General features: G+C 71.7%; 17 protein-coding genes. 6 read left to right on the top strand and 11 right to left on the bottom strand.

All coding sequences use genetic code 11. The features are described from left to right. The first annotated feature begins 5 nt into the window (after positions 1-5). Positions 6-689 carry a FadR/GntR family transcriptional regulator gene (locus tag NYF13_RS31510; RefSeq protein WP_315661573.1) on the top strand — a complete coding sequence of 228 codons (684 nt, stop codon included), beginning with the start codon at positions 6-8 and terminating at the stop codon, positions 687-689. Positions 690-729: 40 nt separating this feature from the next. On the opposite strand, the gene map is transcribed toward NYF13_RS31510, so the two are convergent. The 3 genes from map to NYF13_RS31525 form a co-directional block, all read right to left on the bottom strand. Continuing rightward, a complete protein-coding gene (gene map / locus NYF13_RS31515) occupies positions 730-1,587 on the bottom strand; it encodes a type I methionyl aminopeptidase (protein WP_315661574.1) in 858 nt (285 codons plus the stop codon). A gap of 28 nt (positions 1,588-1,615) precedes the next feature. Beyond that, on the bottom strand, positions 1,616-3,433 hold the full coding sequence (locus NYF13_RS31520) for a penicillin-binding transpeptidase domain-containing protein (RefSeq protein ID WP_315661575.1): 1,818 nt from the start codon (positions 3,431-3,433) through the stop codon (positions 1,616-1,618). Between the two features lie 73 nt (positions 3,434-3,506). After that, positions 3,507-4,361 (bottom strand): GNAT family N-acetyltransferase, encoded by an 855-nt coding sequence (locus NYF13_RS31525; RefSeq protein WP_315661576.1) that lies wholly within the window; start codon positions 4,359-4,361, stop codon positions 3,507-3,509. A gap of 90 nt (positions 4,362-4,451) precedes the next feature. Between NYF13_RS31525 and NYF13_RS31530 the strand changes: the two genes are divergently transcribed. Next, the gene (locus NYF13_RS31530; protein WP_315661577.1) at positions 4,452-4,658 is read left to right on the top strand and encodes a DUF4177 domain-containing protein; all 207 of its coding nucleotides are present in this window, start codon (positions 4,452-4,454) and stop codon (positions 4,656-4,658) included. Positions 4,659-4,726: 68 nt separating this feature from the next. On the opposite strand, the gene NYF13_RS31535 is transcribed toward NYF13_RS31530, so the two are convergent. Continuing rightward, on the bottom strand, positions 4,727-5,125 hold the full coding sequence (locus NYF13_RS31535) for a VOC family protein (protein ID WP_315661578.1): 399 nt from the start codon (positions 5,123-5,125) through the stop codon (positions 4,727-4,729). Between the two features lie 50 nt (positions 5,126-5,175). After that, positions 5,176-5,937: a GntR family transcriptional regulator gene (locus tag NYF13_RS31540; protein WP_315661579.1), complete on the bottom strand. Its 762-nt coding sequence runs from the start codon at positions 5,935-5,937 to the stop codon at positions 5,176-5,178. 97 nt (positions 5,938-6,034) lie between these two features. On the opposite strand from NYF13_RS31540, the gene NYF13_RS31545 reads away from it, so the two are divergent. After that, entirely contained in the window at positions 6,035-6,331 is a 297-nt protein-coding gene (locus NYF13_RS31545; RefSeq protein WP_315661580.1) for a hypothetical protein, read from the top strand. Here NYF13_RS31545 and NYF13_RS31550 read toward each other — a convergent pair whose 3' ends face one another. Then, a complete protein-coding gene (locus NYF13_RS31550; protein WP_315661581.1) occupies positions 6,332-7,144 on the bottom strand; it encodes an AraC family transcriptional regulator in 813 nt (270 codons plus the stop codon). It abuts the gene before it with no gap. 73 nt (positions 7,145-7,217) lie between these two features. Between NYF13_RS31550 and NYF13_RS31555 the strand changes: the two genes are divergently transcribed. Next, a complete protein-coding gene (locus tag NYF13_RS31555) occupies positions 7,218-7,472 on the top strand; it encodes a hypothetical protein (RefSeq protein WP_315661582.1) in 255 nt (84 codons plus the stop codon). Between the two features lie 76 nt (positions 7,473-7,548). Here NYF13_RS31555 and ispG read toward each other — a convergent pair whose 3' ends face one another. The 3 genes from ispG to dxr form a co-directional block, all read right to left on the bottom strand. Further along, positions 7,549-8,700 (bottom strand): flavodoxin-dependent (E)-4-hydroxy-3-methylbut-2-enyl-diphosphate synthase, encoded by a 1,152-nt coding sequence (ispG, locus tag NYF13_RS31560; RefSeq protein WP_396287781.1) that lies wholly within the window; start codon positions 8,698-8,700, stop codon positions 7,549-7,551. 117 nt (positions 8,701-8,817) lie between these two features. Beyond that, on the bottom strand, positions 8,818-10,041 hold the full coding sequence (locus NYF13_RS31565; protein ID WP_315661583.1) for a site-2 protease family protein: 1,224 nt from the start codon (positions 10,039-10,041) through the stop codon (positions 8,818-8,820). Positions 10,042-10,044: 3 nt separating this feature from the next. Then, positions 10,045-11,250, bottom strand: a complete 1,206-nt coding sequence (gene dxr, locus NYF13_RS31570; protein ID WP_315661584.1) for a 1-deoxy-D-xylulose-5-phosphate reductoisomerase — start codon at positions 11,248-11,250, stop codon at positions 10,045-10,047. Between the two features lie 103 nt (positions 11,251-11,353). Here dxr and NYF13_RS31575 point away from each other — a divergent pair, with 103 nt between their 5' ends. Both NYF13_RS31575 and NYF13_RS31580 read left to right on the top strand, forming a co-directional pair. Continuing rightward, positions 11,354-11,608 (top strand): DUF2631 domain-containing protein, encoded by a 255-nt coding sequence (locus NYF13_RS31575; RefSeq protein WP_315661585.1) that lies wholly within the window; start codon positions 11,354-11,356, stop codon positions 11,606-11,608. 26 nt (positions 11,609-11,634) lie between these two features. Beyond that, positions 11,635-12,303, top strand: a complete 669-nt coding sequence (locus tag NYF13_RS31580; RefSeq protein ID WP_315661586.1) for a peptidylprolyl isomerase — start codon at positions 11,635-11,637, stop codon at positions 12,301-12,303. Between the two features lie 72 nt (positions 12,304-12,375). Here the strand turns inward: NYF13_RS31580 and NYF13_RS31585 are convergent, their stop codons facing one another. Beyond that, positions 12,376-14,160, bottom strand: coding sequence for an MFS transporter (locus NYF13_RS31585; protein WP_315661587.1), 1,785 nt, complete (start codon positions 14,158-14,160; stop codon positions 12,376-12,378). A gap of 126 nt (positions 14,161-14,286) precedes the next feature. Next, positions 14,287-15,675, bottom strand: coding sequence for an FAD-linked oxidase C-terminal domain-containing protein (locus tag NYF13_RS31590; RefSeq protein WP_315661588.1), 1,389 nt, complete (start codon positions 15,673-15,675; stop codon positions 14,287-14,289). Positions 15,676-15,685: the final 10 nt, after the last annotated feature.

Genomic DNA, 15,685 nt, shown 5'->3' on the forward strand with positions numbered 1-15,685 from the left:
ACACTGTGCCTTTGGCCACCACCCGCCGCACCGGCCTGGTCGACCAGGTCATCGACCAGATCCGGGACGCGGTGACCCGCGGCGAGTGGCCGCTTGGCCAGCGCATCCCTACGGAAGCAGCGCTGACCGCGGAACTCGGCGTCGGGCGCAACACGGTGCGCGAGGCCGTGCGCGCGCTCGCCCACACCGGCATCCTCGAAGTCCGCCAGGGCGATGGCACCTACGTACGCGCCACGAGTGAGGTTTCGGGGGCCATCCGCCGGCTGTGCGGGACCGAGTTGCGCGAGGTGCTGCAGGTCCGCCGGACCCTGGAGGTGGAGGGTGCGCGCCTGGCCGCCACCGCCCGCACCCCCGAGGACCTGGCCGGCCTCCGCGAACTCCTGGGACGCCGCGAAGCCGGCCAGTGCGAGGGCAGCCTCGAAAACTTCATCCACGTCGACGCCGAGTTCCACCTCGAGGTCGTCCGATGTGGACACAACAGCCTGCTGTTCGAGCTCTACCGCGGACTGATGGAGGCGATCACCGCCAGCGTCGCCTCGACCTCCGACGACCCCGAGCACGCGGAGGACATCAAGCACGACGCGCTGGTGGACGCCATCGAAGCCCGCGACGCGCCCCGCGCGGCGGCCGAGGCCGCCGGTTTCCTGGACGAACTGCTGGCCCGGACGCAACCGCCCACCGCCCGGTAGCGCCGGCCGGGCCGGACCGGCCCGGGTCGTGTCCCGGCGGCTACGGCAGGGTCAGGATCTCCGCGCCGTCCGCCGTCACCACGAGGGTGTGCTCGAACTGCGCGGTCCACTTCTTGTCCTGCGTGGTGACCGTCCAGTTGTCCGGCCAGATGTCGTAGTCGATGGTGCCGAGGGTGATCATCGGTTCGATCGTGAAGGTCATGCCCTCCTCGATCATCGTGTGCACCGAGGGCTCCTCGTAGTGCAGCACCGTCGGCGCGGTGTGGAAGGCCGGGCCGACGCCGTGACCGGTGAAGTCGCGGACCACGCCGTAGCCGAAGCGCTTCGCGTACGCCTCGATCACGCGGCCGATCACGTTCAGCTGCCGGCCGGGGCGCACCGCCTTGATCGCGCGCGCCGTCGCCTCGCGCGTGCGCTCGACGAGCAGCCGCGCCTCCTCCGAAACGTCGCCCGCGAGGAAGGTCGCGTTGGTGTCGCCGTGCACGCCGCCGATGAAGGCCGTGACGTCGATGTTGCAGATGTCACCGTCCTCGATCACGGTCGAGTCCGGGATGCCGTGGCAGATCACCTCGTTCAGCGAGGTGCAGCACGACTTCGGGAACGAGCGGTAGCCCAGCGTCGAGGGGTAGGCGTGGTGGTCGAGCAGGAACTCGTGCACCACCCGGTCGATCTCCTCGGTGGTGGCGCCGGGCTGGACCGCCTTACCGCCTTCTTCCAGCGCCTGCGCGGCGATCTTCGACGCGAAGCGCATGGCCTCGATGACCTCGGGCGTGCGAACCCCGTTACCGGTGTCCCGTTTCGGCGCCGGCCGGTCGACGTATTCGGGGCGGGCGATTTCGGCGGGGACGGCGCGGCGCGGCGTCTGGACGCCGGGCTTCAACGGGGCGCGAACGGACATGCGACCAGCCTACTAGGCTGGTCGGACGTCACTGCCCGGCGACGTTCGCGAGGAACCGGTCCGCGGCCGCCACCGCCGGTTTCGACGAGCCCGCGTCGGTGAGCAGCACGGCGAAGGCCAGGTCGCCCTGGTAGCCGACGAACCAGCCGTGCGAGTGCGTGCCGTCGCCGAACTGCGCGGTGCCGGTCTTGCCGTGCACGTCGGGCCGCCCGCGCAGGCCGGTGGCCGTGCCGTCGGTCACCACGTCCCGCATCATCGAGCGCAGCGCGGCCAGCACCTCCGGCCGCAGCGGCGGGCCGACGCCGGCGACCCGGGCCGGCTGCCCGCGCACCAGCTCCGGCCCGGGCACCCGGCCGGCCTGCACCGCCGCCGCGGCCAGCGCCATCCCGAACGGACTGGTCACCACCGTGCCCTGGCCGAAGCCGTTCTCCGCGCGCTGCACCACCGAACCGGCCTCCGGAACCGAGCCGGTGACCGTGGTCAGACCGGGCACGGTGTAGTCGGCGCCGAGGCCCAGCGAGCGCCCGGCGTCGGTCAGCGCGGTCGGCGAGAGGCCGGCCGAGAGCTGCGAGAACGTGGTGTTGCAGGACTGCGCGAACGCGGTGGACAGCGGCACCGTGCCGAGGTCGAAACGGCCCTCGTTCGGCACCACGCGGCCCGCGATGGTCACCGTGCCCGGGCAGGCGACGGGCGTGTCCGCGGTGACCTTCCCGGCCGAGAGCGCGGCCGCGGCGGTGACGATCTTGAACGTCGAACCGGGTGGGAACCGGCCGGTGAGCGCGAGCGGGCCCTGCTCGTCGGCGGCCTCGTTCTGCGCGACGGCCAGCAGTTCCCCGGTCGAAGGCTGCAGGGCGACCAGCGCGGCCGCCTTTCCCGCGGTGGCCAGCGCCTGCTCCGCCGCGGTTTGGACGTGGGTGCTGAGCGTGCTGGTCACCGCGGGCGCGTCGCGAGGCGGGGTGGCGGCCAGCTCGCTCACCTCGCTGCCGGTGACGTCGAGCGTGACGATCCGCCAGCCCGCCGCGCCCGCCGCCTGCCGCTCCACCAGCGAACGCAGCCCGGGCAGCACCTGGCGGCCGGTGTCGCGGTCGTCGGGCAGTAGCCGCTCCTGGCTGGTGAAGCGCACGCCGGGCAGATCGTGGATCACGGTCTTGACCTGCTGGTAGTCACTCGCGCGCAGGGACAGCACGGAGTACGCGCCACCGGCTGCGGTGGCCCTGATGCCGTCGAGCACGGAACTGCCGGTCACGCTCGGCTCGAACCGGTGCAGCGTCCGGCCCAGCGTGCGCGCGAGCGTGGTGGCGTCACCGGCCCGCGCCGGGTCGACGACCACGCCGACCACGGCCTGCGGGCGCAGCAGCGGGAGCCCGTCCCGGTCGAGCACCGGCGCGGGCGGGGCCGGGTCGGCGACGAGCGCGATGCTCTGCTGCTCGGACAGCTGCGGGTGCACCACGGACGGCTGCCAGTGCACCTGCCAGCCGTCCTGGGCGGAGCGCAACTGCGCGTCGGCGGTGTAGGACCAGGTGCGCCCGCGCGGCAGGTGCCAGGTCAGCCGGTACCCGCCGGTGGCTGTTTCGCCGGACTGCTTCACGCTCTGGCCGGGCACTTCGATCGAATCCGGGCGCAACGCGGCGCGGACCCGGGTGAGCAGGGCCTTCGCCGCGGCCGGGGAATCGGTGCGGGCGGCCGCCGCGGCGGCGTCACCGGAGGCGACCGCGCCGAGGAACGCGGCGAGCGCCGCCGCCGGCCCGTCCGAGCCGGACAGTCCGCAGCCGGCCGGCGGGAGGACGGTCAGCAGCACGGCGGCCAGCACCGCACCTCTGTTCGGGCGACGTCGACCAGGAGCCATGCCGCCGATGCAACCAGCCGGGACGGCGCCTCCCCGCTCGCAACGCCGACCCGGAAGAGTGGCCGGCCGCGGCTCAGAAGAGCACGGTGGCGTATTGCCCGACCTGCTGGAACCCGACCCGGCGGTAGGCCACGAGCGCGGCGCCGTTGTACCCGTTCACGTAGAGGCTGGCGGTGCGGCCCAGCCCCTTCACCAGGCGGTTGACCACCGCGGCGGTGCCGGAGGTGCCGACGCCGCCGCCCCGGCGGTCCGGGTGCACCCACACGCCCTGGATCTGCCCGACGCTGGCGGACATGGCGCCGATTTCGGCCTTGAACACGACCTCGCCGTCTTCGAACCGGGCGAAGGCGCGGCCGGTGGAGATCAGCTCACTGACCCGGGCGCGGTAGCTGGCGCCGCCGTCGCCGCTGCGCGGGTCGACGCCGACCTCCTCGATGAACATCGCGACGGCCGCGGGCAGGTAGCGCTCGAGTTCCTCGGAGCGGACCGCGCGCACCCGCGGGTCGGCGGCCACCTGCGGCGGTCCGTCGAGGGCCATCAGCGGCTGGTCGCCGCGGATCTCGCGGGCCGGGCCCCACTCGTCGGCCAGCTCCTCCCACAGCCCGAGCACCTGCTCGGCCGGACCGACCAGCGAAGAGCAGGTGCGCTGGCGCCGCAGCGCCCGGTCGGCGAAAGACCGCAAAGCGGACGCGTTGCCGCGCAACGGAATCAGGTTCGGGCCGGCGAAGCACAGCCCTTGGAGCCGCCCGGTCCGCGCCGGGCGGTTGTCGGCGGCCCAGAGTTCGCCACCGAGGCGCCAGGGGTCGAGACCGGAAGCCTCGACCCGGGCGCTGACCATGCAGCTGCCCACCGGGTCGGCGGCGAGCGCAGCGCGCACCGCGGGGTAGTCCCGATCATCGAGCAGCCGTGCACCTGCAAGCCGCAACACGGACTCCAGAGTGCCAGATGAACCGGGTGAACGGAACGCGAGCCCGCCGACACGCTGAGATGAACGGCCCGGGCGGGCACAATCGGGTCCATGCAGCGCTACGCGTACAAGGTCGTGGAAGTCCGCGAGAAGATGATCGGCGGCAAGATGTCCGGCGACAAGCTCGAGAAACTGCTGAACGAGCACGCCGCCCAGGGCTGGCAGCTCAAGCAGATCACCTCGGCCGAGGTGAAGGGCCGCGTCGGGCCGGGCGGGGTCGACGGACTGCTGGTGACGTTCGAGCAGCCGGTCCGGTAGGAGGCGGGCCCGGCGGTGGCGCCCGGACGCGGGATGCCGGGCGCGACCGCCGTGGCCGGCACCCGCGGTCAGGCCCCGCGATAGGTCCCGATGCTCCAGGAGTTGCCCTCCGCGTCGCGCACGCTGAAGCCGTGGGAGCCGTAGTCGGTGTCGGTCAGTTCCTCGGTGATTTCGACGCCCGAGTCCTTCACCCGCGCGTAGATCTCGTCGACGCGCGCGGACACGATGTACGCGGCGCCGCCGCCGGGGCGCATGGCGTCGTGCACGCCGTCGCAGGGGCCGCCGGTGCTGCCGAGCATCACGCCGCCGCCTTCGGGCCAGGTCAGCTCGGCGTGGGCGATCGCGCGCGCCGGCTCACCGGAGACCACCAGCGTCTCCCGGAAGCCCAGGACGTCGACGAGGAAGCGGATGGCGCCGGGGGCGTCTTCGTAGCGGAAGGCGGGCCAGACGGTCGGTTGAGGTGTCATGCCGAGGAGTCTCGCCCGGCGCCGCGGCCCCGTCTTGGAAGAACGGGAGCTCAGTCCGCGGGCCACTCGTAGGAGAGCTCGTACCGGTCGGCCGCGAGCACCATTTCGTTCACTTCCAGCGGTGTCCCGTCGGCGCCGTAGGCCACGCGGGTCACGGTGACGACCGGAACGCCTTCGGCGAGTTGCAGCAGCGAAGCCTCGTCCGGCGCGGGCATCCGGGCGCCGACGTGCTCGGCGAACGAGCCGAGCCGGTGCCCCCGCTCCTCCAGCCGGGCGTAGGTGCCGCCCGGGCCGGTGTCGGCGGCCTCGATCGCGGTGCCGCGGGTCAGCTCCCGAGGCAGGCGGGACACCGCGAGCTGGACCGCCAGACCGTCGGCCCGCATCACCCGGTCCCGCACGGTGATCTCGGTGCCCTCCTCGACCGCGAGGTGCCGCGCGACGCGGGGGCCCGCCGGTTCGAAGCGGATCTCGGTCGAGGTGGACGGGGTGAAGCCGGCGGCCGAGGCGTCGGCGAGGAACGCGCCGCGGTTGCGCTCGCGGGCCTCGCGCGACAACCGGGACCGGGCGAGGCGCCGGATGCTGGGCGTCGCGCGCACGAACACGCCGCGGCCGTGCTCCGCCGTGACCAGTCCTTCCGTGCGCAGCATCTCCACGGCCGCGCGAATGGTCGGCCGTGAAGCGTGATAGACCTCGACGAGTTCCCGCTCACTCGGCAGCCGGTCGCCCGGCGCGTGGTGACCGGCGGTGATCTTCGCGCGCAGGTCGGCCGCGACCTGCCGGAACGCGGGCATCCCGCTCGTGCGATCCACCATCGGGCCAGTATCCACTGGTCAGCTTGTCTTGACCAGTGGTCCGGAACGTGTCACCGTGAGCGTTCGGTGGAGGGGATGAACGGGTGATCGGCGAAGCATGACGGGATGGCTCACGGGCGAACTGCCCCCGGCCGAGGTCGAGCAGGTGGTGTACGCCATCCACTTCTGGGCGCGCGACCGCCGCAACCACCGGTACCTCCGCGAGCAGCTCGCCGATCCGGACCGCGGGCTGCTCGAACCCCAGTGTTCCCGGGCCCGGGCCATGATCCCGGCCCGGTGCGCCTTCCGCGACGAGCTTTCCGACGAGCTGGGCCAGGCCCGGGACCGCTCGAAGGACTGCCGGAGCTGCTTCTCCCGCTCGCAGCCGCCGTCACCGCGCCGGCCGTTGCCGTGATCAGGTGAGCGCGGGCTCTTCCACCTCGGCCAGGAACGGCAGCTCTTCGGCGATCCACGTCCGCGGGGAGCAGCCGGCCAGCGAGCGCCATTCGTTGGACAGGTGGGCTTGGTCGTAGAAGCCCGCTTCAGCGGCAACGTCCGCCAACTCCCGGCGACCGCCTCGAAGCATCTTCGCGGCCTTCTCGAACCTAAGCACGCGTGATGCCTGCTTAGGCGCAAGACCAACCTCAGCGCGAAACAGCTCGCCGAAATGCCGCCGGCTCCAGCCGACTTCTCCCGCGAGATCGGCAACGCGCACGCGCCCGTCGCTTCGCCGCATCAGCCGCCAGGCCTCTCCCAGCTCAGGCGGCGGTGAAACGGGCTCGACGGCGCGGGCGAGGAGCACATCATCGAGGATCGCAAAGCAGGACGCCCAGTCCGGGGCCTCCCAGAGCCGTTCAGGCAGCGAAGCGAGGTCGGCACCGAAATCGGACAGGTCGCAGACCCGTCCGCTCAGCTCGGCGGCGGTGACGCCCAGCAGGGTTCGCGCGCCGAACGGGTCCAGCTCCAGCTGCACCCCGCGCTGCACCCGGTCCTGCGTGATCAGCGCGGGCGCGGTGTGCAGTCCGCCGACCAGCGCCTGCAGCGAGCCCTCCCCCGGCCGGCCGGAGAACCGGACGGGCTGCTCCAGGCTGATGATCAGCGTCACGTGCCGCGAAGGCAGGCCCCGGTGCACGGCCAGGGTCACGTTCTCCTGCGCGTAGCCGAGGTAACGCGTCACCAGGGGCCGCACCAGCGGGTGCGGCGCGCGGGACGCCCAGCTGTGACTCACCTGACCAGCCTAAGCCGCGCGGGCGGAGTTTCTGCTACCACGGAGGCCCCACCGGTGAAGGAGCGGAGTTCGCATGACCATCCAGGAGCGGGCGCAGCAGCTCGAAATGCTCGCCGACCAGGTACCGACCGGCATCGCACTGGCCACCAAGAGCGAGCTGGCGGACCTGCAGTCCCAGGTGCTCGGCCTGCTCGGCGAGACCACGACGGCCACCGCCATCCAGGGCTCGATCCAGCTCGCGGCACAGCAGATCGACGACGTGGCCGCGGCGCTGGAGAACGTGCGGATCCAGATCAGGGACGCCGCGCAGCACCACTTGCAGGGCTGAGCACCGTGAAGGCCCCCTCCCCCGCGCCGATGGCGGGTGAGGGGGCCTTCACAGCTAGGACGGAAGCGGGGGCGGGTCAGCCAACTGTCACGCTGGGGGCGCCTTCGCCGATGCCCTCGCCTGCTGTTTCGGCGATGCGCATGGCCTCTTCGATCAGCGTCTCCACGATCGCGTGCTCGGGCACGGTCTTGATCACTTCGCCCTTGACGAAGATCTGGCCCTTGCCATTGCCGGAGGCGACGCCGAGGTCGGCCTCGCGGGCCTCGCCCGGGCCGTTGACGACGCAGCCCATCACCGCGACGCGCAGCGGGATCTCCATGCCCTCGAGCCCGGCCGTGACCTGCTCGGCCAGGGTGTAGACGTCGACCTGGGCCCGTCCGCAGGAGGGGCAGGAGACGATTTCGAGCTTGCGCTCCTTGAGGTTGAGCGACTGCAGGATCTGGATCCCGACCTTGACCTCTTCGACCGGCGGAGCGGACAGCGACACGCGGATGGTGTCGCCGATGCCCTGGCGCAGCAGCGCGCCGAACGCGACGGCCGACTTGATCGTGCCCTGGAACGCCGGACCGGCCTCGGTGACGCCGAGGTGCAGCGGGTAGTCGCACTGCTCGGCCAGCAGCTCGTAGGCCCGCACCATGACCACCGGGTCGTTGTGCTTGACCGAGATCTTGATGTCGTGGAAGTCGTGCTCGGCGAACAGCGAGGCCTCCCACAGCGCCGACTCGGCCAGCGCTTCGGGCGTGGCCTTGCCGTACTTCTCCAGCAGCCGCCGGTCGAGCGAGCCGGCGTTGACCCCGATCCGGATCGGGGTGCCGTGGTCCTTCGCCGCCTGCGCGATCTCCTTGACCTGGTCGTCGAACTTGCGGATGTTGCCCGGGTTCACCCGCACCGCGGCGCAGCCGGCCTCGATCGCGGCGAACACGTACTTGGGCTGGAAGTGGATGTCGGCGATCACCGGGATCTGCGACTTCTTCGCGATCGCGGGCAGCGCCTCGGCGTCGTCGGCCGACGGGCAGGCGACGCGCACGATGTCGCAGCCGGCCGCGGTCAGCTCGGCGATCTGCTGGAGGGTGGCGTTGACGTCGGAGGTCAGCGTCGTCGTCATCGACTGGACGGAGATCGGGGACTGACTGCCGACACCGACCGACCCGACCTGCAGCTGTCGGGTCGTGCGGCGCTCGGCGAGGACGGGGGGCGGCAGCGCGGGCATGCCTAACGCGACGGTCACGACTCCAGCGTACCTACACCGGCCGGAGGGCAACCACCGAAGCCGACCGCCACGGTGAGCAGCATTACGCCCTGACCGGGGGTGCCGGCCGGACCGGGCCCCGGCCGGTACCAGCGGTTACTGCAGCCGGATGGGGTTGACGATGTCGGCGGTCACCGTGAGCAGCGTGATGCCGCCGCCGATCACGACGATGACCATGGTGATCGCCGACAGCTTCGTGTAGTCCACCGGGCCGCCGGCCGCCTTGCCGCGCAGCCCGCGCAGCCAGTCGCGGACCCGCTCGTACCAGACGATGGCGATGTGCCCGCCGTCCATCGGCAGCAGCGGCAGCAGGTTGAACACGCCGATGAAGAAGTTCAGGCTGGCCAGCAGCAGGAAGAAGACCGCCCACAGGCCCTGCTCGACCGCCTCGCCGCCGATCCGGCTGGCCCCGACCACGCTGACCGGGGTGTTCGGATCGCGCTCGCCGCCGAAGATGGCGCTGACCACGGCCGGGATCCGCTCGGGGAACTGCACCAGCCGCTGCGCGGTCTGGGCGAACATGTTGCCGGTGAAGGAGAGCGTGGCCCCGACCGCGGTGAGGCCGTTGTAGTGCAGGTACTGGGGCGGCAGCACGGTGGACACGCCCATCATGCCGATCTCGTGCACCTTGCCGTCGCTGCCCAGGCGCTGCACCCGCGGGATGTCCACGGTCAGGTTCAGCGTCTGCCCGTCGCGCTGCACGGTGATCGGGGTCGGGCCGCCGGAGGCCTGCACCACGGCCAGCACGTCGGTCCACTGCGGGGTCGGCTTGCCCGCGACGGAGACGATCCGGTCGCCCGCCCGCAGCCCGGCGGTCTTGCCCGGGGTGGGCGCGCCCGCCGGGCAGGAGGTGTCGCCCAACTGCTGCGTGGTGGTCGCCGCGCGGGCGCAGGAGATGCTCGCCACGACCGGCTGCAGCGGCTCCGAGGCGGCGGCGATGTTCGGCAGGCCCATGGTGACCGCCATCAGGTAGAGCACCACGAAGCCGAGGATGAAGTGGGTGATCGAGCCCGCGGACATCACCACGGTGCGCTTCCAGGTCTTGAACCGCCACATCGCGCGCGGGGCCTCGTCCGGGGTGACCTCGTCGAGCGCGGTCATGCCGGCGATGTCGCAGAACCCGCCGAGCGGGATCCACTTGAGGCCGTACTCGGTCTCGCCGCGGCGCCAGGAGAAGACCGTGGGCCCGAAGCCCACGAAGTACCGCCGGACCTTCATGCCGAACGCCTTGGCGGTCAGCATGTGGCCGGCCTCGTGCAGCGCGACGGAGACGCAGATCCCCAGCGCGAACAGCACCACCCCGATGATGTAGGCGAGCACGCGCTACTTCCCCTTACCGAGCATCGTTCCGGCCCGCGCGCGAGCCCAGCGCTCCGCGGCGAGTACATCTTCCACGTCACGAGGCTCGCGACGCCACTCGTCGGCGGCTTCCACCACCTGCGAAACAGTGTCCACGATCGAGGTGAAACCGGCGTTCTGCGCCAGGAAGGCGGCCACCGCCTCCTCGTTCGCGGCGTTGTAGACAGCCGGCAGGCAGCCGCCCTCGGTGCCCACGTGGCGGGCCAGCTCGACCGCCGGGAACGCCTCGTCGTCGAGCGGTTCGAAGGTCCAGCTCGCCGCGGTGTCCCAGGTGCAGGCCGCCGCCGCGCCGGGCACGCGCTCGGGCCAGTGCAGCGCCAGCGCGATCGGCAGCCGCATGTCCGGCGGGCTGGCCTGGGCGACGGTCGAACCGTCGGTGAAGGTCACCATCGAGTGCACGATCGACTGCGGGTGCACGGTGACGTCGATGCGCGCGGGCTCGACGCCGAACAGCAGCGCGGCCTCGATCAGCTCCAGTCCCTTGTTGACCAGGGTGGCGGAGTTGATGGTGATCAGCGGCCCCATCGACCAGGTCGGGTGCGCCATCGCCTGCTCGACGGTGACGTCGGCCAGCTCGGCGCGCCGCCGGCCGCGGAACGGGCCGCCGGAGGCGGTGAGCACGAGCCGCGCCACCTCGTTCTCCCGGCCCGCGCGCAGGGCCTGCGCGATGGCGGAGTGCTCGGAGTCGACGGGCACGAGCTGGCCCGGCTTCGCCGCGGCGAGCACGAGCGGCCCGCCCGCGATCAGCGACTCCTTGTTGGCCAGAGCCAGCGTGGCGCCGGTGGACAGCGCCTTCAGCGTCGGCGCGAGGCCCTGGGAGCCGGGCAGCGCGTTGAGCACGACGTCGACTTCCACCGCGCCGATGAGCTCGGTCACGGCGTCGGCGCCGGCGAAGATGCGCGGCATCCGGAACTGTCCCTGGGCGTAGCCGCGGCGCTGGGCCTCGGCGTACAGCGCGAGCTGCAGGTCCTCCACGGCCGTGGGCCGGCTCACGGCGACGGCGGCCACGCCGAAGGCGAGCGCCTGGCCGGCCAGCGCCTGCGGGTCGGAACCGCCGGCCGCGATCCCGGCCACGGTGAACAGGTGCGGGTTACGGGCGACGACGTCGAGGGCCTGGGCCCCGACGGACCCGGTCGAGCCGAGCACGAGGACGCTTCGCGAGGTAGTCATCGCGGTCATTATCGCCCGCGGTGGCGCGGCCCGTCTCCGCGGAGCACCCGGCGGTGTGGGATCATCGGCCGGTACGAGGTCCGGCGGGTCAGGAGGAGTGATCGTGGCAGGCAAGGCGATCGAGAAGCGGCCCGAAGTGGACCCCCGCGACGAGCCGTCGGCCGAGTGGGGCTGGCACGGCTCGTTCCCTAAGGCCACCCGCGTCGCCGGCTGGATCAGCGTCGTCGTGCTGCTGCTGATGCTCAAGGGCAACCACGAGAACAACACGGAGAACGTGTGGCTGGTCGGCCTCGCGCTCTTCCTGGCGTTCCTGCTGGTGCTCGACCTGCGCAAGCGCCGCACGGCCTGGCGCAAGTAGTCCCCCGTTCGCTACCTTGCGGGCTTATGAAGCACCGCTGGGTAGCCCTCGTTTCCTCGGTCGTGGCCGGTGTGGCGCTGTTCGCCGCCCCGGCCCCCGCCGCTTCCGCCGCACCGGCACTGGCCCGGTGCACCTTCACGCCGACGCCGGGCAACCCGGCCGCCCGGCCGGTGCTGCGCCCGCTGCCGTTCGCGCTGACCCGCGGGACGATCGACGTCACCTTCCGCTTCAACTACGGCCCGGTCACCATCCGCCTGAACAGCGGTGGCGCGGCCCCGTGCGCGGTGGCGAACATGGCGAGCCTGGTCCTGCAGCGGTTCTACGACCACTCGCGGTGCTGGCGGCTGTCGGACTCCACGCGGCTGGGTGTGCTCCAGTGCGGCGACATCTACGAGGTGGAGAAGGGCGGCCCGGGCTATGAGTTCCCGGACGAGGTGACCGGCGGGGAGACCTACCCGCGCGGCACCGTGGCCATGGGCAACCAGGGCCCGGGGACCAACGGGTCGGAGTTCTTCATCGTGCACTCGTTCGCGAACATCCCGGCGCAGTACTCGGTGCTGGGCACCGTCGTGCGCGGACTGCCGGTGATCGACCGGATTGTGGCGGACGGGATCGTGCCGACCGATCCGAACGGTCCGCTGGACGGGGCGCCCAAGCACCCGGTCGAGATCGAGCGGGCTTCGCTCGGCTGGTAGCCCGGTTCCACGGCGGAAGGGCCGGGCGCCCACCCCTGGGTGGACCGCCCGGCCCTTCTGCCGTGAAAACCCTTACCGCTCGGTCGAAGGGGCCACCAGCTCGCTGGGACCGCTGCCGGACTCGCCGGCCACCGCGGCCAGCTCCTCACCCACCGACTCCGCAGACCCCGACTCCGAAGACCCCGTCTTCTTGCTCTTGGTCAGCAGCGAAGCCACCGCGCCGATCAGGCAGACCACGATCGCGAAACCGAACGCCACCGCGAGACCGTCCTGGAACGGGCCGGAGATCAGGTTCGGGAAGAAGCTGCGACCGGTCAGGAACGAGGCCTGGTCCGGGGGCAGGGTCGCGAGCTGGCCCCCCAGCAATTGCTGGATCGGGTTGTAGCCGAGGAACGCCGCGAACAGCACGGCGACCGCGGGCAGGTGCGCGATCTGGTCGGCCGAGCCGGGCGCGACGCCGTGGGCGGTCAGGCCCGCGCTCATCGCCGCCGGGAGGTTGTCCGACAGGCCCGCGATGATCAGGCTGAAGAAGAAGCCGATCGAGAGCACCATGGCCGCGTTCTGGAACGTGGTCATCATGCCCGCGCCCGAGCCACGGGCGTCGGCGGGCAGGCTGTTCATCACCTCGGCGCGGTTGGGCGAGGAGAACATGCCCATGCCGATCCCGTTGACCAGCAGGATCGCCGCGAAGGCCCAGTAGTCGAAGTTCACCGGCAGCAGGATCAGCAGCAGGAAGGTCAGCGCCGTCAGCACCAGGCCGGTCGAAGCGAGCATCCGGCTGCCGATCCGGTCGGACAGGATGCCCGAGGTCGGCGCGGCGACCAGGAAGCCGACCGTCATGGGCAGCATGTAGATCCCGGCCCACAGGGGCGTCTGCTCGAAGGTGTAGCCGTGCTGCGGCAGCCAGATGCCCTGCAGCCAGATGATCAGGATGAACTGCAGCCCGCCGCGGCCGAGCGAGGCGGTCAGGTTGGCCAGGTTGCCCCAGCTGAACGCCCGGATCCGGAACAGCGAAAGCCGGAACAGCGGGTTGTCCACCTTGGTCTCGATCACGACGAAGGCGATCAGCACCGCGATGCCGCCGATCAGGCAGGCCAGCACCATCGGGCTGCCCCAGCCGGTCGGCGAGGAGCCGTAGGGCTGGATGCCGTAGGTGATGCCCACCAGGACCGCGATCAGGCCGACGGCGAAGGTGATGTTGCCCCACCAGTCCATCCGCGCGTGCTGGCGGATGCCGGTGTCGTGCAGCTTGAGGTAGGCCCAGATCGTGCCGATGACCCCGATCGGCACCGAAACGAGGAAGATCAGGTTCCAGTTGATCGGGGCCAGCACCCCGCCGATGACCAGTCCGAGGAACGAGCCCGCGATGGCCGCGACCCCGTTCATGCCCAGCGCCAGCCCCCGCTGGTTGGCCGGGAAGGCGTCGGCCAGGATCGCCGACGAGTTCGCCATCAGGAAGGCCCCGCCGACCCCCTGCACGATCCGCCAGCCGATCAGCCACAGCGCGGCCGCGTCACCGTCGAACCAGGTGACGGCCAGCATGATCGACGAAAAGGTGAAGACCGCAAAGCCCAGGTTGTACATCCTGGCCCGGCCGTACATGTCGCCGAGCCGCCCGAAACTCACCACCAGCACCGCGGTGACCACGAGGAACCCCATGATCATCCAGAGCAGGTAGCTGGTGTTGGACGGCTCCAGCGGGTTGATCCCGATGCCCTTGAAGATGTCGGGCAACGCGATCAGCACGATCGACGAGTTGATCGTCGCGATCAGCATGCCCAGCGTCGTGTTGGACAGCGCGATCCACTTGTACCGCGGCCCCAGCTCCGCGACCGAATAAGTCCTGCGCTCCGCCACAGTCGAAGACCTCTCTCGCTCAGTTCCCTTAGCTAGGCTAAGCAACTTGCTTGCGTAAGGCAATCAACTTTCGAAAACGCCGGCGAGAGACCGGTCACAATCGCTTGAATGTCCTTTGTGGATTGTTTACCTGGATGCGTCCGGCGGCGGGCCGAAGACCTTCCCCGGGTTGAAGATCCCGTGCGGGTCGAGCGCGTTCTTCACCGCGTGGTGCAGCTCCAGCACGGCCGGTCCGAGTTCCTGGACCAGGCCCGGCCGCTTGAGCAGCCCGACGCCGTGCTCGCCGGTCACGGTGCCGCCGAGGGCCAGGGCGTCGGCCACGATGTCGTCGAACGCCGCCTGCGCGCGCTCGCGGGCGTCCTCGTCACCGGCCGGGGTGCTCAGCAGCGGGTGGAGGTTGCCGTCGCCGATGTGGGCGATGTTGGCGATCAGGGTGTCGTGCCGCTTCGCCGCCAGGTCGATGCGCGCGAGCATCTCCGGGACCAGGTGCGTGGGCACGCAGACGTCTTCGGTGAGCAGCGGGCCGAGCCGCTCCAGCGCCGGGTAGGCCAGTCGCCGGGCGTCGAACAGCGCGTCGGCCTCTTCCTGGTCCGAGGACTGGGCGGCCCAGGTCGCGCCCGCCTGTTCGAAGCACTTCAGCATCACCGCGGCCTCGTGGTCGCCCGCCTCGCCCGGCGCGTCGCTGCGGCCCAGCAGCACGACTTCGGCGTCGGCGGACAGGCCCATGTTCTTCCACGCGTCGACGGCGGCCAGGCAGTGCCGGTCCACCAGCTCCAGCGCCGAGGGCACCACCCCGGAGGCGATGATCGCGGCCGCGGCCTCCCCCGCGGCGACGGTGGAGTCGAAGTACCCCGCGACGGTCCGCTCGGGAGCGCGCCGGGCCTTGAGCCGCACCGTGACCTCGGTGACCACGCCCAGCGTGCCCTCGGAGCCGACCACCAGGCCCGCGAGGTCGTAGCCGGCCACGCCCTTGGCCGTGCGCCGGCCCAGCCGCACCAGCTCGCCGGTGCCGGTGACGACCTGGAGGCCGAGCACGTAGTCGCGGGTCACGCCGTACTTCACGCAGCAGACGCCGCCCGCGTTGGTGGCCACGTTGCCGCCGATGGTCGACCACGGCGAGCTGGCCGGGTCCGGCGGGTACCACAGGCCCTGCTCGGCGCAGGCCGCGCGCAGATCGTCGTTGACCACCCCGGGTTCGACGACCGCGAGCCGCTCGACCGGGTCGATCTCGCGGATCGCGGTCATCCGGTCCGTGACCAGCACCACGCAGTCCTCGACCGCGTTCGCCCCGCCGGACAGCCCGGTACCCGCCCCGCGCGTGACCAGCGGCGTCGCGTGCTTGATGCACGCGCGGACGGTCGCCTGCACCTCATCGGCCGTCCTCGGCCGGACGACCACGGCGGGCAGCGCGTACGGCGCCCACTCCGCTTCGTCGTGCGCGAAGCCGCGCATCACGTCGGGGTCCCGCACGATCCGGTCCGCGGGGAGCGCGGCCTGGAGGTCGTCGATCAGCATCGGAGGAGTC

The sequence above is a fragment of the Amycolatopsis sp. PS_44_ISF1 genome, from assembly GCF_032335455.1.
Classification (GTDB): Bacteria; Actinomycetota; Actinomycetes; order Mycobacteriales; family Pseudonocardiaceae; genus Amycolatopsis.

Bases quoted from the DNA above. Each gene is read 5' to 3' on its own strand.
- map (WP_315661574.1), bottom strand. From the start codon at position 1,587: ATGTCCGTTCGCGCCCCGTTGAAGCCCGGCGTCCAGACGCCGCGCCGC.
- NYF13_RS31520 (WP_315661575.1), bottom strand. From the start codon at position 3,433: ATGGCTCCTGGTCGACGTCGCCCGAACAGAGGTGCGGTGCTGGCCGCC.
- NYF13_RS31530 (WP_315661577.1), top strand. From the start codon at position 4,452: ATGCAGCGCTACGCGTACAAGGTCGTGGAAGTCCGCGAGAAGATGATC.
- NYF13_RS31535 (WP_315661578.1), bottom strand. From the start codon at position 5,125: ATGACACCTCAACCGACCGTCTGGCCCGCCTTCCGCTACGAAGACGCC.
- NYF13_RS31540 (WP_315661579.1), bottom strand. From the start codon at position 5,937: ATGGTGGATCGCACGAGCGGGATGCCCGCGTTCCGGCAGGTCGCGGCC.
- NYF13_RS31545 (WP_315661580.1), top strand. From the start codon at position 6,035: ATGACGGGATGGCTCACGGGCGAACTGCCCCCGGCCGAGGTCGAGCAG.
- NYF13_RS31555 (WP_315661582.1), top strand. From the start codon at position 7,218: ATGACCATCCAGGAGCGGGCGCAGCAGCTCGAAATGCTCGCCGACCAG.
- dxr (WP_315661584.1), bottom strand. From the start codon at position 11,250: ATGACTACCTCGCGAAGCGTCCTCGTGCTCGGCTCGACCGGGTCCGTC.
- NYF13_RS31580 (WP_315661586.1), top strand. From the start codon at position 11,635: ATGAAGCACCGCTGGGTAGCCCTCGTTTCCTCGGTCGTGGCCGGTGTG.
- NYF13_RS31590 (WP_315661588.1), bottom strand. From the start codon at position 15,675: ATGCTGATCGACGACCTCCAGGCCGCGCTCCCCGCGGACCGGATCGTG.